Origin of the sequence: Streptomyces sp. NPDC059224, assembly GCF_042754285.1 — a bacterium.
GTDB lineage: Bacteria > Actinomycetota > Actinomycetes > Streptomycetales > Streptomycetaceae > Streptomyces.
This window is the reverse complement of the sequence record NZ_JBHZAN010000007.1, coordinates 133,588-147,363: the sequence shown is the minus strand read 5'-3', so window position 1 is coordinate 147,363 and position 13,776 is coordinate 133,588. Positions and strand designations below refer to the sequence as shown.

General features: G+C 72.4%; 12 protein-coding genes. 10 read left to right on the top strand and 2 right to left on the bottom strand.

Annotated elements, in window-relative coordinates:
- Positions 1-26: 26 nt before the first annotated feature.
- The 4 genes from ACFXI4_RS09585 (at position 27) to ACFXI4_RS09570 (ending at position 4,028) form a co-directional block, all read left to right on the top strand.
- Positions 27-1,241 carry a carbohydrate-binding protein gene (locus ACFXI4_RS09585; protein ID WP_384989129.1) on the top strand — a complete coding sequence of 405 codons (1,215 nt, stop codon included), beginning with the start codon at positions 27-29 and terminating at the stop codon, positions 1,239-1,241.
- Between the two features lie 127 nt (positions 1,242-1,368).
- Entirely contained in the window at positions 1,369-2,145 is a 777-nt protein-coding gene (locus tag ACFXI4_RS09580) for a polysaccharide lyase family 7 protein (RefSeq protein WP_384989128.1), read from the top strand.
- A 298-nt stretch (positions 2,146-2,443) separates the two neighbouring features.
- Positions 2,444-2,896 carry a hypothetical protein gene (locus ACFXI4_RS09575; protein ID WP_384989127.1) on the top strand — a complete coding sequence of 151 codons (453 nt, stop codon included), beginning with the start codon at positions 2,444-2,446 and terminating at the stop codon, positions 2,894-2,896.
- Between the two features lie 154 nt (positions 2,897-3,050).
- Positions 3,051-4,028, top strand: a complete 978-nt coding sequence (locus tag ACFXI4_RS09570) for an SMP-30/gluconolactonase/LRE family protein (RefSeq protein ID WP_384989126.1) — start codon at positions 3,051-3,053, stop codon at positions 4,026-4,028.
- A gap of 58 nt (positions 4,029-4,086) precedes the next feature.
- Here the strand turns inward: ACFXI4_RS09570 and ACFXI4_RS09565 are convergent, their stop codons facing one another.
- Both ACFXI4_RS09565 and ACFXI4_RS09560 read right to left on the bottom strand, forming a co-directional pair.
- On the bottom strand, positions 4,087-7,461 hold the full coding sequence (locus ACFXI4_RS09565) for a pyruvate carboxylase (protein ID WP_384989125.1): 3,375 nt from the start codon (positions 7,459-7,461) through the stop codon (positions 4,087-4,089).
- 109 nt (positions 7,462-7,570) lie between these two features.
- On the bottom strand, positions 7,571-8,410 hold the full coding sequence (locus ACFXI4_RS09560; protein ID WP_384989124.1) for a hypothetical protein: 840 nt from the start codon (positions 8,408-8,410) through the stop codon (positions 7,571-7,573).
- Positions 8,411-8,551: 141 nt separating this feature from the next.
- Between ACFXI4_RS09560 and bla the strand changes: the two genes are divergently transcribed.
- From bla to ACFXI4_RS09530, 6 genes are all read left to right on the top strand, one after another.
- Positions 8,552-9,427 carry a class A beta-lactamase gene (gene bla, locus ACFXI4_RS09555; protein WP_384989123.1) on the top strand — a complete coding sequence of 292 codons (876 nt, stop codon included), beginning with the start codon at positions 8,552-8,554 and terminating at the stop codon, positions 9,425-9,427.
- Positions 9,428-9,616: 189 nt separating this feature from the next.
- On the top strand, positions 9,617-11,191 hold the full coding sequence (locus tag ACFXI4_RS09550; RefSeq protein WP_384989122.1) for an ATP-binding protein: 1,575 nt from the start codon (positions 9,617-9,619) through the stop codon (positions 11,189-11,191).
- On the top strand, positions 11,188-11,595 hold the full coding sequence (locus ACFXI4_RS09545) for a roadblock/LC7 domain-containing protein (protein ID WP_360478541.1): 408 nt from the start codon (positions 11,188-11,190) through the stop codon (positions 11,593-11,595). The genes ACFXI4_RS09550 and ACFXI4_RS09545 overlap by 4 nt, the downstream gene beginning before the upstream one ends.
- On the top strand, positions 11,592-11,939 hold the full coding sequence (locus ACFXI4_RS09540; RefSeq protein ID WP_362728199.1) for a DUF742 domain-containing protein: 348 nt from the start codon (positions 11,592-11,594) through the stop codon (positions 11,937-11,939). Before ACFXI4_RS09545 ends, ACFXI4_RS09540 begins: the two co-directional genes overlap by 4 nt.
- Positions 11,920-12,546, top strand: a complete 627-nt coding sequence (locus tag ACFXI4_RS09535; protein WP_384989121.1) for an ATP/GTP-binding protein — start codon at positions 11,920-11,922, stop codon at positions 12,544-12,546. Before ACFXI4_RS09540 ends, ACFXI4_RS09535 begins: the two co-directional genes overlap by 20 nt.
- Complete coding sequence (locus ACFXI4_RS09530) at positions 12,543-13,751, top strand: cytochrome P450 (protein ID WP_362728197.1); 1,209 nt, start codon at positions 12,543-12,545, stop codon at positions 13,749-13,751. Before ACFXI4_RS09535 ends, ACFXI4_RS09530 begins: the two co-directional genes overlap by 4 nt.
- Positions 13,752-13,776: the final 25 nt, after the last annotated feature.

Sequence of the window (13,776 nt, the reverse complement as noted above, 5' to 3'; positions counted from 1 at the left end):
CCCCTCCCGTCCCCCTGGAGGCACCAGTGAGACCCCTTCGCGCATGTCTGGGCGCGGCGGCCGCCGTCACCCTCGCCGCCGCCGGCACGACCGCGCTCGTGGCGAGCAACGCCGCGGGCGCGACCACCGCACTGAGCAACCGGTGGTACGCGGCAGCCCCCTACCTGATGCCGCTGGACAACAACCCGCCGAACGCGGCCACCATCATGGACGCCACCGGCCTCAAGGCCTTCCAGCTGGCGTTCGTCCTGGCCCCCGACGGCGGCGGCTGCTCCCCCACCTGGGGTGGTACGGCCGCCGTCTCCTCGGACACCGCCGTCCAGTCGGTCATCAACACCATCCGCGCCAAGGGCGGCGACGTCTCCGTCTCGATCGGCGGCTACGGCGGCACCAAGCTGGGCCAGACCTGCGCGGACGCCTCCTCCACCGCGGCGGCCTATCAGCAGGTCATCACCAAGTACGGCCTGCACGCCATCGACTTCGACCTGGAGGAGCCGGAGTACGAGAACACCGCGGCGATCAGGAACGAGATCGGCGCCGCGAAGATCCTCCAGCAGAACAACCCGGGCCTGTACGTCTCGGTCACCACGGCCGGCACGGCGGACGGAACCGGCTGGTTCGGCAAGCAGATGCTGCTGGAGGCGAAGTCCCAGGGGTTCACGCCGAACAACTTCTCCATCATGCCGTTCGACGGCGGCTTCAGCGGTGCGTCCGCGCAGACCGGCGCGCTCACCAACTTCAACACGATCCTGCAGTCCACCTTCGGCTGGGACCAGGCGACCGCCTACGCCCACGAGGGGTTCTCCGGGATGAACGGCCGCAGCGACACCGGTGAGTACTTCACCCAGGCCGACTTCCAGACGGTGCTCGACTACGCGACGAGCCACCACATGGACCGCTTCACGTTCTGGTCCCTGAACCGCGACCGGCAGTGCTCCCCGGCCGACAACAACGGCACCACGTCCGGCACCTGCTCCAGCGTCGCGCAGAGCGACTGGGACTTCGCCACGTACTCGGTGCGGTTCGCCGGGGTCACCCCGCCGACCGGCACGCCCACCCCCACCCCCACGCCGACCCCGACGCCCACCTCCTGCAGGACCGCGTGGAGTTCGACGGCGGTGTACACGGCCGGCAACGAGGTCTCGTACAACGGCCACAACTGGAAGGCCAAGTGGTGGACCCAGAACGAGGCACCCAGCGCCTCCGACTGGGGCCCCTGGCAGGACGAGGGCGCCTGCTGACCCTCTTGACGAGTTTGGTCCGGACCTTTAGCTTCACGGGTCATCGACGGTTATGGACGCGTCCAAAGTTCACAGACATGAACTCGGGTGGATTCTGGACGCAGCCCTCCCCGAAAGGACCCCCCACATGAACCGTTCCCGGCTGCTCGCGGCTCCGGCCGCCGCGGGCCTCGCCCTCGCCCTCGTCCTGCTCACCGGCGGAAGCGCCGGCGCCGCGGACCCGACCAAGGCGCCCGGCGGCAACTTCGACCTGTCCGTCTGGCAGCTCCAGGAGCCGGTCGGCTCCCCCGGCTCGCCGACCACCATCCCCTCGTCCCGGCTGCAGGGCGCCGGCGGCTACCAGGACGCCTACTTCTATACCGACACCCGCGACGGCGCGATGACCTTCTGGGCGCCCGAGAAGGGCGTCACGACCCCGAACTCCAACTACGCCCGCTCCGAACTGCGCGAGATGAACCGCGACGGCAGCGCCGCCAACTGGTCGCTGAGCGGCAGCCACAAGATGAGCGCGACGCTGCGGGTGGTCTCGGTGACCAAGAACGTGTGCGTCGGCCAGATCCACCTCGGCACCGGCGGCTCCTCCACCAAGCCGCTCCTGGAGCTGTACTACCACTCCGACGGCGACATCGTCCTCGGCACCGAGAACTCCCCGTCCGGCGGCCAGACCACGCACACCGTGGGCCATGTGCCGATCGGCAAGACCTGGACCTACACCATCGCCGTCTCCGGCGGGAACACCATCGACCTGACCGTCAACGGCTCGACGACCCACTACGCCATCCCGTCGTCGTTCAATGCGTACAAGCAGTACTTCAAGGCGGGCTCGTACAACCAGTCGTCCTCCGACAGCACGACCAACGGCGCCCGGGTCGCGTTCTACGGCCTGACCGTCACACACGGCTAGTCCGGCCGCACCGCTGCGGCGGAGGCAGTGCCCCCTGGCACGACGGACGTGCCATCCGGGCCCGCGGGCCGGACGACGGGAGGACTGACGACGCAGAGCCGGGCACCACGTCCTCCCGTCCCGGCCGAGGCCCCCGCGTGGCCGCCCGGGCCGGTCTTCGGGGCGACCGGCGGGACACCGGCGCGAGGGTCCTGATCTGGGTGTTCCCGGGCTCGCGAGCCCGGTGCAAGTGGTACATCCGGCGGGACGGTCGTAGCGTCGAAAGGAAGGAAACCCGGCGGAACCGGTGGGAGCGACCATGCGCAGACCAGTGGTGGGAACGGCGATCGGACTCGGGGCGGCCCTGCTGCTCACGGCGGGAATGACGACGGCCTCCGCGACCCCGCCGACACCGACCGCGTCGCGGGCGGTCCAGCACCCGGTGCTCGTCGACTGCCTCTGGCACCAGCGATTCCGGCCGACCGACTTCATGCTGGCCTGCGGTGACGGCAACAGCCTGCTCACCGGCATGCGTTGGACGCAGTGGAACGACAGCACGGCCGTCGGCCACGGCGTGAACGTGGTCAACGACTGCAAGCCCTACTGCGCGGCCGGCACCTTCCGCAAGTACCCGGTGACGGTACGGCTCGACCGGCCGACGGCCTGGACGAAGCATCCGAACGTGCAGCAGTTCACGCGGTTGAGCCTGAACTACGACGCCGCCAAGCCGGCCGGATACACGCAGGTCATGAACTACCCGCTCTGGAACTGAGCGGACACCGTCACCCGGCTGCGCGGCGAGCGGGGCCACGCCGTGCGCCGGGCGGGCGACTCCCGGCCGGGGCTGACCAGGGCCCGGGCCGACGAACCGTCATGTTGGTGTGACCGGTACGCCGGAGCATCGCGCTCCCGTCGAAAGAGGTCACATGCCCCGATTTCTCCGCCCGGCCGCCGTCGCCCCGGCCGCGGTCGCGATCGGCCTGCTCGCGGCCGCTCCGGCCGCTGGCGACGAGCCGGTCCTCTCCGGTCCCCACGTCATCGCGCACTTCGACCTGGCCGCCGGGCAGACACCCGAGAGCGTCGTCCCCGAGCGGGGCGGGTCGGTCGACGTGACCTTCGCGTTCGCCCGGCAGGTCGCCAGGGTCACCCGGGAGCGGCGGGTCCGGGTGCTGGCCACCCTGCCCGCCGAGGACCATCCCCGCACCTCCCTGGTGGACGGCGCCGTCACCCTCGGCCTGGCGCGCGCCCACGACGGCACGCTGTATGTCAACTACGCCACCGGCACCGACCGGACCGGTGTCTGGCGCGTCCCGGCGGGTGGCGGAACGCCCCGGCGGATCGCCCAGCTGCCGTCGGACGGTCTGCCCAACGGACTGGCCCTGGACGAACGGCACGGGGTGCTCTACGCCGCCGATTCGGCGCTGGGCACGGTGTGGCGCATCCCGCAGGCCGGCGGCACGCCGACGGCCTGGTCCGCGGACACCGCCCTGCGCGGGCTCCCGGCGCCGGCCGGCGGCTTCGGCGCCAACGGCGTCAAGGTGCACAAGGACGCGGTCTGGGTGACCAACACCGACCGCGGGACGCTGCTGCGCATCCCGGTCGGCGCCGACGGCTCGGCAGGCCCGGCCGAGACCCGGGCCACCGGCCTGACCGGCGTCGACGACTTCGTCTTCCCCGGCCACTCGGACATCGTGCTCGCCGCGCTGAACCCGTCCAACGAGGTCGTCATGGTCCGCCCGGACGGCACCCGCAGCACCGTCCTGACCGCACAGGAGGGCCTGTCCAACCCGACGGCGCTCGCCGTCGACGGCCGCGACCTGTTCGTGGCGGGCGGCGCCTACTCCACCCAGCGCGACCCGAACCTGCTGAAGGCGCGTCTGCGCGCCCACTTCGCGCGCTCGTAGCCGAGAGGGGAGGCCCGGCACCGGCCGGCCCTCCCCTCCCCCTCGCGCGGGCCCGGCCTCAGGCGATCTCGACCAGCAGGTCGCCGCCCTCCACCTGCTGGATCCGGTTGATGGCGAGCCGGGAGATCCGGCCGGCCTTCGAGGCGGTGATGGTGGCCTCCATCTTCATCGCCTCGATCGTGGCCACCGTGGCGCCCGCCTCGACCTCCGCGCCCTCCTCGACGGCGAGGGTGACGACTCCGGCGAACGGGGCCGCGACATGGCCGGGGTCGGCGCGGTCGGCCTTCTCGGTGGCCGGGATGTCCGAGGCGGCCGCCCGGTCGCGGATCTGGATGGGCCGCAGCTGGCCGTTGAGGCTGGACATGACCGTGCGCAGACCGCGCTCGTCGGCCTCGCCGACGGCCTGGAGTTCGATGAGCAGCCGGACGCCGGGCTCCAGGTCGACCGCGTACTCCTTGCCCGGGCGCAGACCGTAGAAGAAGTCCTTGCTGTCGAGGACGCTGGTGTCGCCGAAGGTCTGACGGTGCGTCTCGAACTCCCTGGTGGGGGCCGGGAAGAGCAGCCGGTTCAGGGTCGCGCGGGGGTCCTTGGCGAGGCCCTCGCGGTCCTCGGTGCCGAGCTCCGGTGCCGGCTTGGCGGCGCCGCGGCCCTGGAGCGCCTTGGTGCGGAACGGCTCGGGCCAGCCGCCGGGCGGGGTGCCCAGCTCGCCACGGAGGAAGCCGATGACCGAGTCGGGGATGTCGAACCTGTCGGGCGTGGCCTCGAAGTCCTCCGGGCTCACCCCGGCGCCGACCAGGTGCAGGGCCAGGTCGCCGACCACCTTCGAGGACGGGGTGACCTTCACCAGCCGGCCGAGGATCCGGTCGGCGGCCTCGTACATCGCCTCGATGTCCTCGAAGCGGTCGCCGAGGCCCAGCGCGACGGCCTGGGTGCGCAGGTTGGAGAGCTGGCCGCCCGGGATCTCGTGGTGGTACACGCGGCCGGTCGGGGAGGCCAGGCCCGCCTCGAAGGGCGCGTAGACCTTGCGGACGCTCTCCCAGTACGGCTCCAGGTCCTCGACCGCCCGCAGGTCGAGCCCCGTGGGACGCTCCGTGTAGTCGGTCGCGGCCACGATCGCCGACAGCGAGGGCTGCGAGGTCGTACCGGCCATGGAGGCCACCGCGCCGTCCACCGCGTCCGCACCCGCCTGGATCGCGGCCAGGTAGGTGGCCAGCTGGCCGCCCGCCGTGTCGTGGGTGTGCAGGTGGACGGGGAGGTCGAACTCGCTGCGCAGCGCCGAGACGAGCTTCGCGGCGGCGGGGGCGCGCAGCAGGCCCGCCATGTCCTTGACGGCGATGATGTGCGCGCCGGCCTCGACGATCTGCTCGGCGAGCCGCAGGTAGTAGTCGAGGGTGTAGAGCCGCTCGCCCGGATCGGACAGGTCGGCCGTGTAGCAGAGTGCCACTTCGGCGACCGCGGTGCCCGTCTCGCGTACCGCCTCGATGGCGGGGCGCATCTGGCCGACGTCGTTGAGGGCGTCGAAGATGCGGAAGATGTCGATGCCGGTGGCGGCGGCCTCCTGCACGAAGGCGTCGGTCACCTCGGTCGGGTACGGGGTGTACCCGACGGTGTTGCGGCCGCGCAGCAGCATCTGGAGGCAGATGTTGGGGACGGTCTCGCGCAGGGCCGCCAGCCGCTCCCAGGGGTCCTCGGCGAGGAAGCGCAGCGCCACGTCGTAGGTGGCGCCGCCCCAGCACTCCAGGGAGAGCAGTTCGGGCAGGGTGCGGGCGACCACCGGGGCGACGGCGAGCAGGTCCCGGGTGCGCACCCGGGTCGCGAGCAGCGACTGGTGGGCGTCGCGGAAGGTGGTGTCGGTGACGCCGATGGTCGGCGACTCGCGCAGCGCGCGGGCGAAGCCCTCCGGGCCCAGCTCGACCAGCCGCCGGCGGGAGCCCGCCGGCGGCTCTCCGGCCGGCAGCGGGGGCAGCTTGGTGGTCGGCTCGACCAGGTGGGGGCGCTCGCCGTGCGGCTTGTTGACGGTGACGTCGGCCAGGTAGGTGAGCAGCTTGGTGCCGCGGTCCGCGGAGGAGCGGGCGGTGAGCAGGTGCGGGCGCTGCTCGATGAACGAGGTGGTGATCCGCCCGGCCTGGAAGTCGGGGTCGTCCAGGACGGCCTGGAGGAACGGGATGTTGGTGGCGACGCCCCGGATGCGGAACTCGGCGACGGCGCGCCGGGCACGGCCGATGGCGGCCTTGAAGTCCCGGCCCCGGCAGGTGAGTTTCACCAGCATCGAGTCGAAGTGGGCGCTGATCTCGGTCCCGGCGTGCGTGGTGCCGCCGTCGAGCCGGATGCCGGAGCCGCCCGGGGAGCGGTAGGCGCTGATCCGGCCGGTGTCGGGGCGGAAGCCGTTGGCGGGGTCCTCGGTGGTGATACGGCACTGGAGGGCGGCGCCGTGCAGCTTCACCGTCTCCTGCGACAGCCCGAGGTCGGCGAGGGTCTCACCGGATGCGATGCGCATCTGGGCCTGGACCAGGTCGACGTCGGTGACCTCCTCGGTCACCGTGTGCTCGACCTGGATGCGCGGGTTCATCTCGATGAAGACGTGCTTGCCCTGGCGGTCCAGGAGGAACTCGACGGTGCCGGCGTTGCGGTAGCCGATCTCGCGGGCGAAGCGGACCGCGTCCGCGCAGATGCGGTCGCGCAGTTCGGGATCGAGGTTGGGGGCGGGGGCCAGCTCGATGACCTTCTGGTGGCGGCGCTGCAGCGAGCAGTCCCGCTCGAAGAGGTGGATGACGTCGCCCTCGCCGTCGGCGAGGATCTGCACCTCGATGTGGCGCGGGTCGACGACCGCCTTCTCCAGGAAGACGGTCGGGTCGCCGAAGGCGGAGGCCGCCTCCCGGGAGGCCTGCTCGATGGACTCGCGCAGCGCGGCCGGGTCCTCGACCCGGCGCATGCCGCGGCCACCGCCGCCGGCGACGGCCTTCACGAACACCGGGAAGCCGATCTCGTCGGCGGCGCGGACCAGTTCGTCGATGTCGTTGGAGGGCTGCGAGGAGCCGAGCACCGGTACCCCGGCGGCGCGGGCGGCTGCGACCGCGCGGGCCTTGTTGCCGGTCAGCTCCAGTGTCTGGGCGCTCGGCCCGACGAACGTGATGCCCGCCTCCTCACAGGCGCGGGCGAGTTCCGGGTTCTCGGAGAGGAAGCCGTAGCCCGGGTAGACGGCGTCGGCGCCGGCCCGGCGGGCGGCGGCCACGATCTCCTCGACGGAGAGGTAGGCCCGTACCGGATGCCCCGGTTCCCCGATCTCGTAGGCCTCGTCGGCCTTCAGCCTGTGCAGCGAGTTACGGTCCTCGTGGGGGAAGACGGCGACCGTGCGCGCGCCCAGTTCGTAGCCCGCGCGGAAAGCGCGGATGGCGATCTCTCCACGGTTGGCGACCAGCACCTTGCGGAACATCCCTGGATCCCTTCAGCCTGCCGGCGACGAACACCATGGTGTCAGCCGCGCCCTGCCGTAGCCCGCGCAACATTAGGGGTTGCCCGGACCGGCTGAAGTGCGAAAACCATCACATTGACGTCGTTGAGCAGTTCGGCGGGTCGGCCGCGTGACTTGTGCGGTTCCGGGGAACACGAAGGGGTTGGGGACTCGGCGGGGTGGCGGCGCCCGCGGCGGGCCGGCCGGCGATCCACGGGGCGGGGACCGGCAGGGCGGGGACCGGCAGCCGGCGGCCGTGCAGCGTTCCGAGGACGACCGCCGTGGCCACCGCGATCAGGTGCTCGCGGCCGGCCAGGTTCGGTACGGCGAGGGACTCCCACACCATCGAACCGCCGGTCAGCGCGAAGACGACGGGTGCCCGGCGCACCACGGCCAGATAGGTGAACAGGCCCACCACCGCGGCGGACGGCCCCGTGTCGAGGATCCGGCCGGCCTCCGGGGGCAGGCCGAAGCCCCACCGGCCGGGGCCCAGCGCGACCATCACCCGGGCGGCCAGGGTCCCGGCCAGGGTGGTGAGGTAGGCGACGGCGAGGGTCCGGGCGCGGCCGAGGACGAGTTCGGCGAGGGCGAAAGCGAGGAAGAGCTGCGTGATGCCGGCCCAGACCGGAAGGTCGAGCGCGGGGACGTAGAGGGAGACCGGGGTGCGCAGGAGGGACAGCCACAGGGGCAGGTCGGCGGTGACACCGCCCAGGTGCCACACCAGCCTTCGGCCGCCGGGGTGCTGGGCGATGTCGTGGAAGAGGACGACGCCGAACCCGGCCACGAACGCCAGCGCGATCCCGGCGGGACCACGCCGTACGAGCCGCCGCAGCGGCTCCGCCACGATCCCGTGCCATTCCTCGCGCAGTGTGCGCCCCAGGAACCGGGCGGCACGTGCGGCCGCCGCCCCCGGGCTTGCGTTCCCCGTCATGGAGGGCATCGTCCCCTCGGCACCGGCCCCGTGCCGTCGTCCCCGCCCGGATGCCGGGGTCGGGTTTATCACCCGTCCGCGACGGAACCCTCCGCTGCGCGATCACGTCCCCCACATCGAAACCTCGGCAAAGGAGTGGTAATGCAGCAGCTGTCGCGCCGTGTTGTGCTGACCGCGGCCCTCGGAACCGCCCTGCCCGCCCGCACGGCCGCGGACACCGCGGACGGATTCCGGGCGCTGGAGCGCGCTCACGGCGCCAGGCTCGGGGTGTTCGCCTGGGACACCGGCTCGGGGGCCCGGGTCCGGCACCGCAGCGGCGAACTCTTCCCGATGTGCTCGGCGTTCAAGACGCTCGCGGTCTCCGCCGTGCTGCGGGACCTGGACGAGTCCGTGCTCGGCGAGACCGTCCACTACGACCAGAGCGACATCGACCGGGCGGGCGGCGCGCCCGTCACGGGCAGGCCGGAGAACCTCGCCGCCGGAATGACGGTCGCGAGGCTGTGCGACGCGGCCATCACCTACAGCGACAACACCGCGGCGAACCTGCTGCTGGAGCGACTGGGCGGCCCGGTGGCGGTGACGCGGCTGTGCCGTTCGATCGGAGACCGGGTGACCCGGCTCGACCGGTGGGAGCCGGAGCTGAACTCGGCGGAGCCCGGGCGGGTCACGGACACCACCAGTCCCGAGGCCATCGGCACCAGCTACGCGAGACTGGCCGTCGGGAACGCTCTGGACCGCGTGGACCGGCGGCGGCTCACCGGCTGGCTGCTCGCCAACACCACCGGCGGGGAGCGGATCCGTGCGGGGCTGCCCGCCCACTGGACCGTCGGCGACAAGACCGGGACGGGTGCCTACGGCACCGCCAACGACGTCGCGATCGCGTGGCCCCCGGGCCGCGCCCCGGTCGTCGTCGCCGTCCTGTCCACGCACACCGACCCCGCCGCCCAGGCCGACTCGGCGCTGGTGAAGGAGGCGGCCGCCGTGGTGGTGGACACGCTCACCCGGTGTGCTTCGTAGGATCGTTCACAGCCGGGACACCGCACGTCGCCCTTCCTGAGAGCGTTTTCCGGCAGGGGAATCGGAACTGTTCTGTTTCGATCACGAACTCTCGTATAGTGACGGCCAGTTCAGCGCCCAGTGTCACTTCCCCTTCACCGGCTCCACCGGAACCACATCCCCGCCAGCTCCGACGACCAGACCGGACCGATGACCGCGACCTCGCATCCCGGCGATCGACCTGCCGTCCGTACGCTCGTTCCGACCCTCGCGCTGACCGCGGTGGTGTCGGCCCTCGTGGTCGTCGCCGCGGTGGTCGCCGCGCCGGCCTCGGTCCGCGCCCCTCTCGCCCTGGGGGCCGGTGCGGCCGCTCTGGTGCTGTGCGCCGCGGTGACCTGGGCCGTCCACGCGGCACAGGCCGCCCGGCGCGCCCGGCGGCGGCTGGAGACGGTCAGCCAGGACATCGGACGGCTGCTCCAGCAACAGGCCCGCACGACCGAGGAAGCACGTCAGGAGCAGCAGCGCCTGATCGACGAACTGGCCCAGCAGCGCAGCGAGTTCGCGGACTCCTTCGAGGAGGAGCGGCTGCGGGTCCACGAGGGCAGCAGCCAGGAGCTGGACCGGTACCGGCAGGAGAACCGCCGGCTCGCCGCCGCCCTGGAGCAGGCCTCCCGGGAGCGGGCCGCGGCGATCGCCGCGGCCGGCAACGCGGCCGGCCGGATGCAGGCCCTGGCCACAGCCACCCTCGCCGACCTGCGGGCCATGGAGGAGCGGCACACCGACGAGGAGGTCCTCGCCGACCTGCTGCACCTGGACCACCGCACCGCCCAGGCGGGCCGGATCGCCGACTCCATCGCCGTGCTGACCGGGGCGCGTTCCGGGCGCCGCTGGGCACGGCCGATCAGCATGGAGTCCATCCTGCGCGGTGCGATGGGACGCATCAGCGGATACCGCCGGGTGCGGGTGCACTCGGTGAGCGAGACGGCCGTCACCGGTCACGCGGCCGAGGGCGTCATGCACGCGCTCGCCGAACTCCTCGACAACGCGGCCACCTTCTCGCCCCCGACGGCCGAGGTCCACGTCTACGTGGAGGAGGTGCCGGCCGGGGTCATCGTGTCCGTGGAGGACAGCGGCCTGGTGATGGGCGACGTCCAGTTGCGCCGCGCCGAACGGGCGGTCGCCGGTGACACCAGCGAGCTCGGCGGTCTCACCGGCACCCGGCTCGGGCTCGCGGTGGTCGGCCGGCTGGCCGGCAAGCACGGCCTGAAGGTGTCGTTCCGGCCGTCGGCGCGCGGCGGCACCGGGGTGCTGATGCTGATCCCGCAGGACCTGCTGACCCGTCCGGCCGCCGACCAACCCGCGCTGCCCAAGCAGCCGGAGACGGCCGACCCGGTACCGGCACCGCCTGACTCGGCACCCGTGCACGAGTCCGCGGAGCCCGACGAGGACGAGGAAGGCGCCACCGGGCTGCCCAGGCGGCGCCGCGGCAAGACCCTCGCCGAGGCCGAACGCCGGTCGGCGCCCCAGCCGGCGGAGCCGCGCCCGGTGGCCGCCACCGAGGACGCCCGGGTCCGCGCCGCCCGCTTCAACAGCTTCCGGCAGGCCGTCCGCCCGGCATCGGCCGACTCCGCCGACGCCCCTGGCACGCCCGACCCGGCCGATGCCGTCACAGTCCCGAACACCTCCACCCCGGTGCACGACGCGGTCCCCGCGCCGCACCCGGAGTCCGGCTCCGAGCCCCCGTCCCACCAGCACGCGCACCCGGAAGGCGACACCACTTCATGACCGGCAGGACCACCGCCGACGACAAGCTCACCTGGCTCATCGAGGGCCTCCTGGAGCGCACCCCTGGCGCGCGGCACGCCCTGGTGCTCTCCCGCGACGGGCTGAAGCTCTGCCGTACTCCGGAGCTCTCCGTCGACCAGGCCGACCAGCTCGCGGCCATCGCGGCCGGCATCCAGTCGCTGTCGCACGGGGCGTCCGTCGAGTTCGGCGACGGCAGCGGCGGTGTCCGGTCGGCGATGACCGAGTTCTACGGGGGCGTGCTGTTCATCGTGGAGGCCGGCGACGGCGCCCATCTGGCCGTGGTGACCAGCGAGGACGCGGAACCGGGGCTGGTCGGGCACAACATGAGCGAACTGGTCGAGCAACTCGGCGAGCACCTCACCGCGCAGCCCCGGACGTCATGAGCCGGCCCGGCAGGGACGACGCGCCCGACCGCCTGTACACCCTCACCGGCGGTCGCAGCAGCACCGGGCCGGACAGCCCTTTCGACCTGGTCACGCTGGTCGTCGCCGAGTCGGAGCCCACCCCGGGCATGCAGTCGGAGCACGTGGCGATCCTGCGGCTGGCCGAGTTCCCGACCTCGGTGGCGGAGATCGCCGCGGAGTTGAAGCTGCCGGTGAGCATCACCAAGGTCCTGCTGTGCGACCTGCAGGCGGCCGGCCGGGTCAGCGCCCGCCACCCCTACCGGCCGGCCATCACCGACCCCGACATCCTGGAGCAGGTGCTCGTTGGACTCCGCAACCTCTGACGCGCGCACCCCGTTGGGTGCCTCCGCCGACCACGGTTTCAAGATCGTCGTCGTGGGCGGCTTCGGCGTCGGCAAGACCACCCTGGTCCGTTCCGTCAGCGAGATACGTCCCCTCAACACCGAGGAGACGATGACCCAGGCGGGCGAGGAGGTCGACGACATCCGGGAGGTGCGCGGCAAGTCCGCCACCACCGTCGCCTTCGACTTCGGCCGCATCACCCTGGACACCCGCAACGTGCTGTACCTGTTCGGGGCACCCGGCCAGGAGCGGTTCTGGTTCCTGTGGGACCGGCTGTTCTCCGGCACCCTGGGCGCGGTGGTGCTCGTCGACACCCGGCGGATCGACGACTCCTGGTACGCCATCGACCGGCTGGAGAAGCACGGCACGCCGTTCATCGTGGCCTGCAACGACTTCGGCGGCCCCGTGCACACGCCCGAGGACGTCCGGCACGCGCTCGACCTGGACCCGCACATCCCGCTGGTCACCTGTGACGCCCGCTCCCGGGAGTCCGGCAAGCAGGTGCTGATCAAGCTGGTCCAGCACGTCAAGAACCGGTACGCCGGCCCCTCGGCACCGGCGGACCTGCCCCGACAGGAGTTCGTGTGACCCCCGAAGCCGTGCCGCTCGGCGGCCCCCGGTTCCAGACCGAACCCGCTCGTCTGTACCGGGAGATGCGGCGCGAGCACGGCGCCGTGACCCCCGTCGTGCTGGACGGGGACGTGCCGGCCTGGCTGGTGCTCGGCTACCGCGAACTGCACCAGGTGACCGGTGATCCGGTGCTGTTCAGCCGGGACTCGGACCTGTGGAACCAGTGGGACATGATCCCCGCGGACTGGCCGCTGCTGCCGATGATCGGCCGCAAGCAGCCGTCGATCCTCTACACGGTCGGCGAGCGGCACCGCGAGCGGGCCGGGATGATCAGCGACGCGCTGGAGGCCGTCGACCCCTTCGAACTGCGCGGCCACGCCGAGCGGTTCGCGGACGAGCTGATCGACGGGCTGTGCACCAGCGGCGAGGCGGACCTCGTCGGCCAGTACGCGATGCTGCTCCCGGTACGGGTGCTCGCGCAGCTCTACGGCTTCTCCGACGAGGACGGCCCGGGCCTGGTCACCGCCCTCAACGACATGATCGACGGACGTGACCGCGCGATCGCCGGGCAGACCCATCTGGCCGCCTCCATGGCGCAGTTGCTGGCCGACCGGAAGGCAGACCCGGCCGACGACGTGGTCTCGCGGATGCTCCGGGACGAGAGCGGGTTCAGCGAGGAGGAGATCGCCCAGGACCTGATGGTCATGATGGCGGCCGGGCACCAGCCGACCGCGGACTGGATCGGCAACTCGCTGCGGCTGATGCTCACCGACGACCGGTTCGCGGCCTCCCTGTTCGGCGGCCGCAACAGCGTCGCCGAGGCGATGAACGAGGTGCTGTGGGAGGACACCCCCACCCAGAACGTGGCCGGCCGCTGGGCCGCCCGGGACACCCAGCTGGGCGGACGCCGGATCCGCGCCGGTGACCTGCTGCTGCTCGGCCTGCAGGGCGCCAACTCCGATCCGCAGGTGCGCACCGACGCCTCTGCGCTGACCGGCGGCAACAGCGCGCACTTCTCCTTCGGACACGGCGATCACCGCTGCCCGTTCCCGGCGCAGGAGGTCGCCGAGGTGATCGCCAGGACCGGTATCGAGGTGGTCCTCGACCGGCTGCCGGACATCGACCTTGCGGTGCCCGCCGACTCCCTGGCACGCCGCCCCTCGCCCTGGCTGCGGGGGCTCACCGAGCTGCCCGTGCGGTTCACGCCCGTACCCGCCCTGTAGGTCCGACACCGACGGTCGGACGCGG

Excerpts from the sequence above, each read along its gene's own strand:
- ACFXI4_RS09580 (WP_384989128.1), top strand. The coding sequence starts at position 1,369 with ATGAACCGTTCCCGGCTGCTCGCGGCTCCGGCCGCCGCGGGCCTCGCC.
- ACFXI4_RS09575 (WP_384989127.1), top strand. The coding sequence starts at position 2,444 with ATGCGCAGACCAGTGGTGGGAACGGCGATCGGACTCGGGGCGGCCCTG.
- ACFXI4_RS09570 (WP_384989126.1), top strand. The coding sequence starts at position 3,051 with ATGCCCCGATTTCTCCGCCCGGCCGCCGTCGCCCCGGCCGCGGTCGCG.
- ACFXI4_RS09565 (WP_384989125.1), bottom strand. The coding sequence starts at position 7,461 with ATGTTCCGCAAGGTGCTGGTCGCCAACCGTGGAGAGATCGCCATCCGC.
- ACFXI4_RS09560 (WP_384989124.1), bottom strand. The coding sequence starts at position 8,410 with ATGACGGGGAACGCAAGCCCGGGGGCGGCGGCCGCACGTGCCGCCCGG.
- bla (WP_384989123.1), top strand. The coding sequence starts at position 8,552 with ATGCAGCAGCTGTCGCGCCGTGTTGTGCTGACCGCGGCCCTCGGAACC.
- ACFXI4_RS09550 (WP_384989122.1), top strand. The coding sequence starts at position 9,617 with ATGACCGCGACCTCGCATCCCGGCGATCGACCTGCCGTCCGTACGCTC.
- ACFXI4_RS09545 (WP_360478541.1), top strand. The coding sequence starts at position 11,188 with ATGACCGGCAGGACCACCGCCGACGACAAGCTCACCTGGCTCATCGAG.
- ACFXI4_RS09540 (WP_362728199.1), top strand. The coding sequence starts at position 11,592 with ATGAGCCGGCCCGGCAGGGACGACGCGCCCGACCGCCTGTACACCCTC.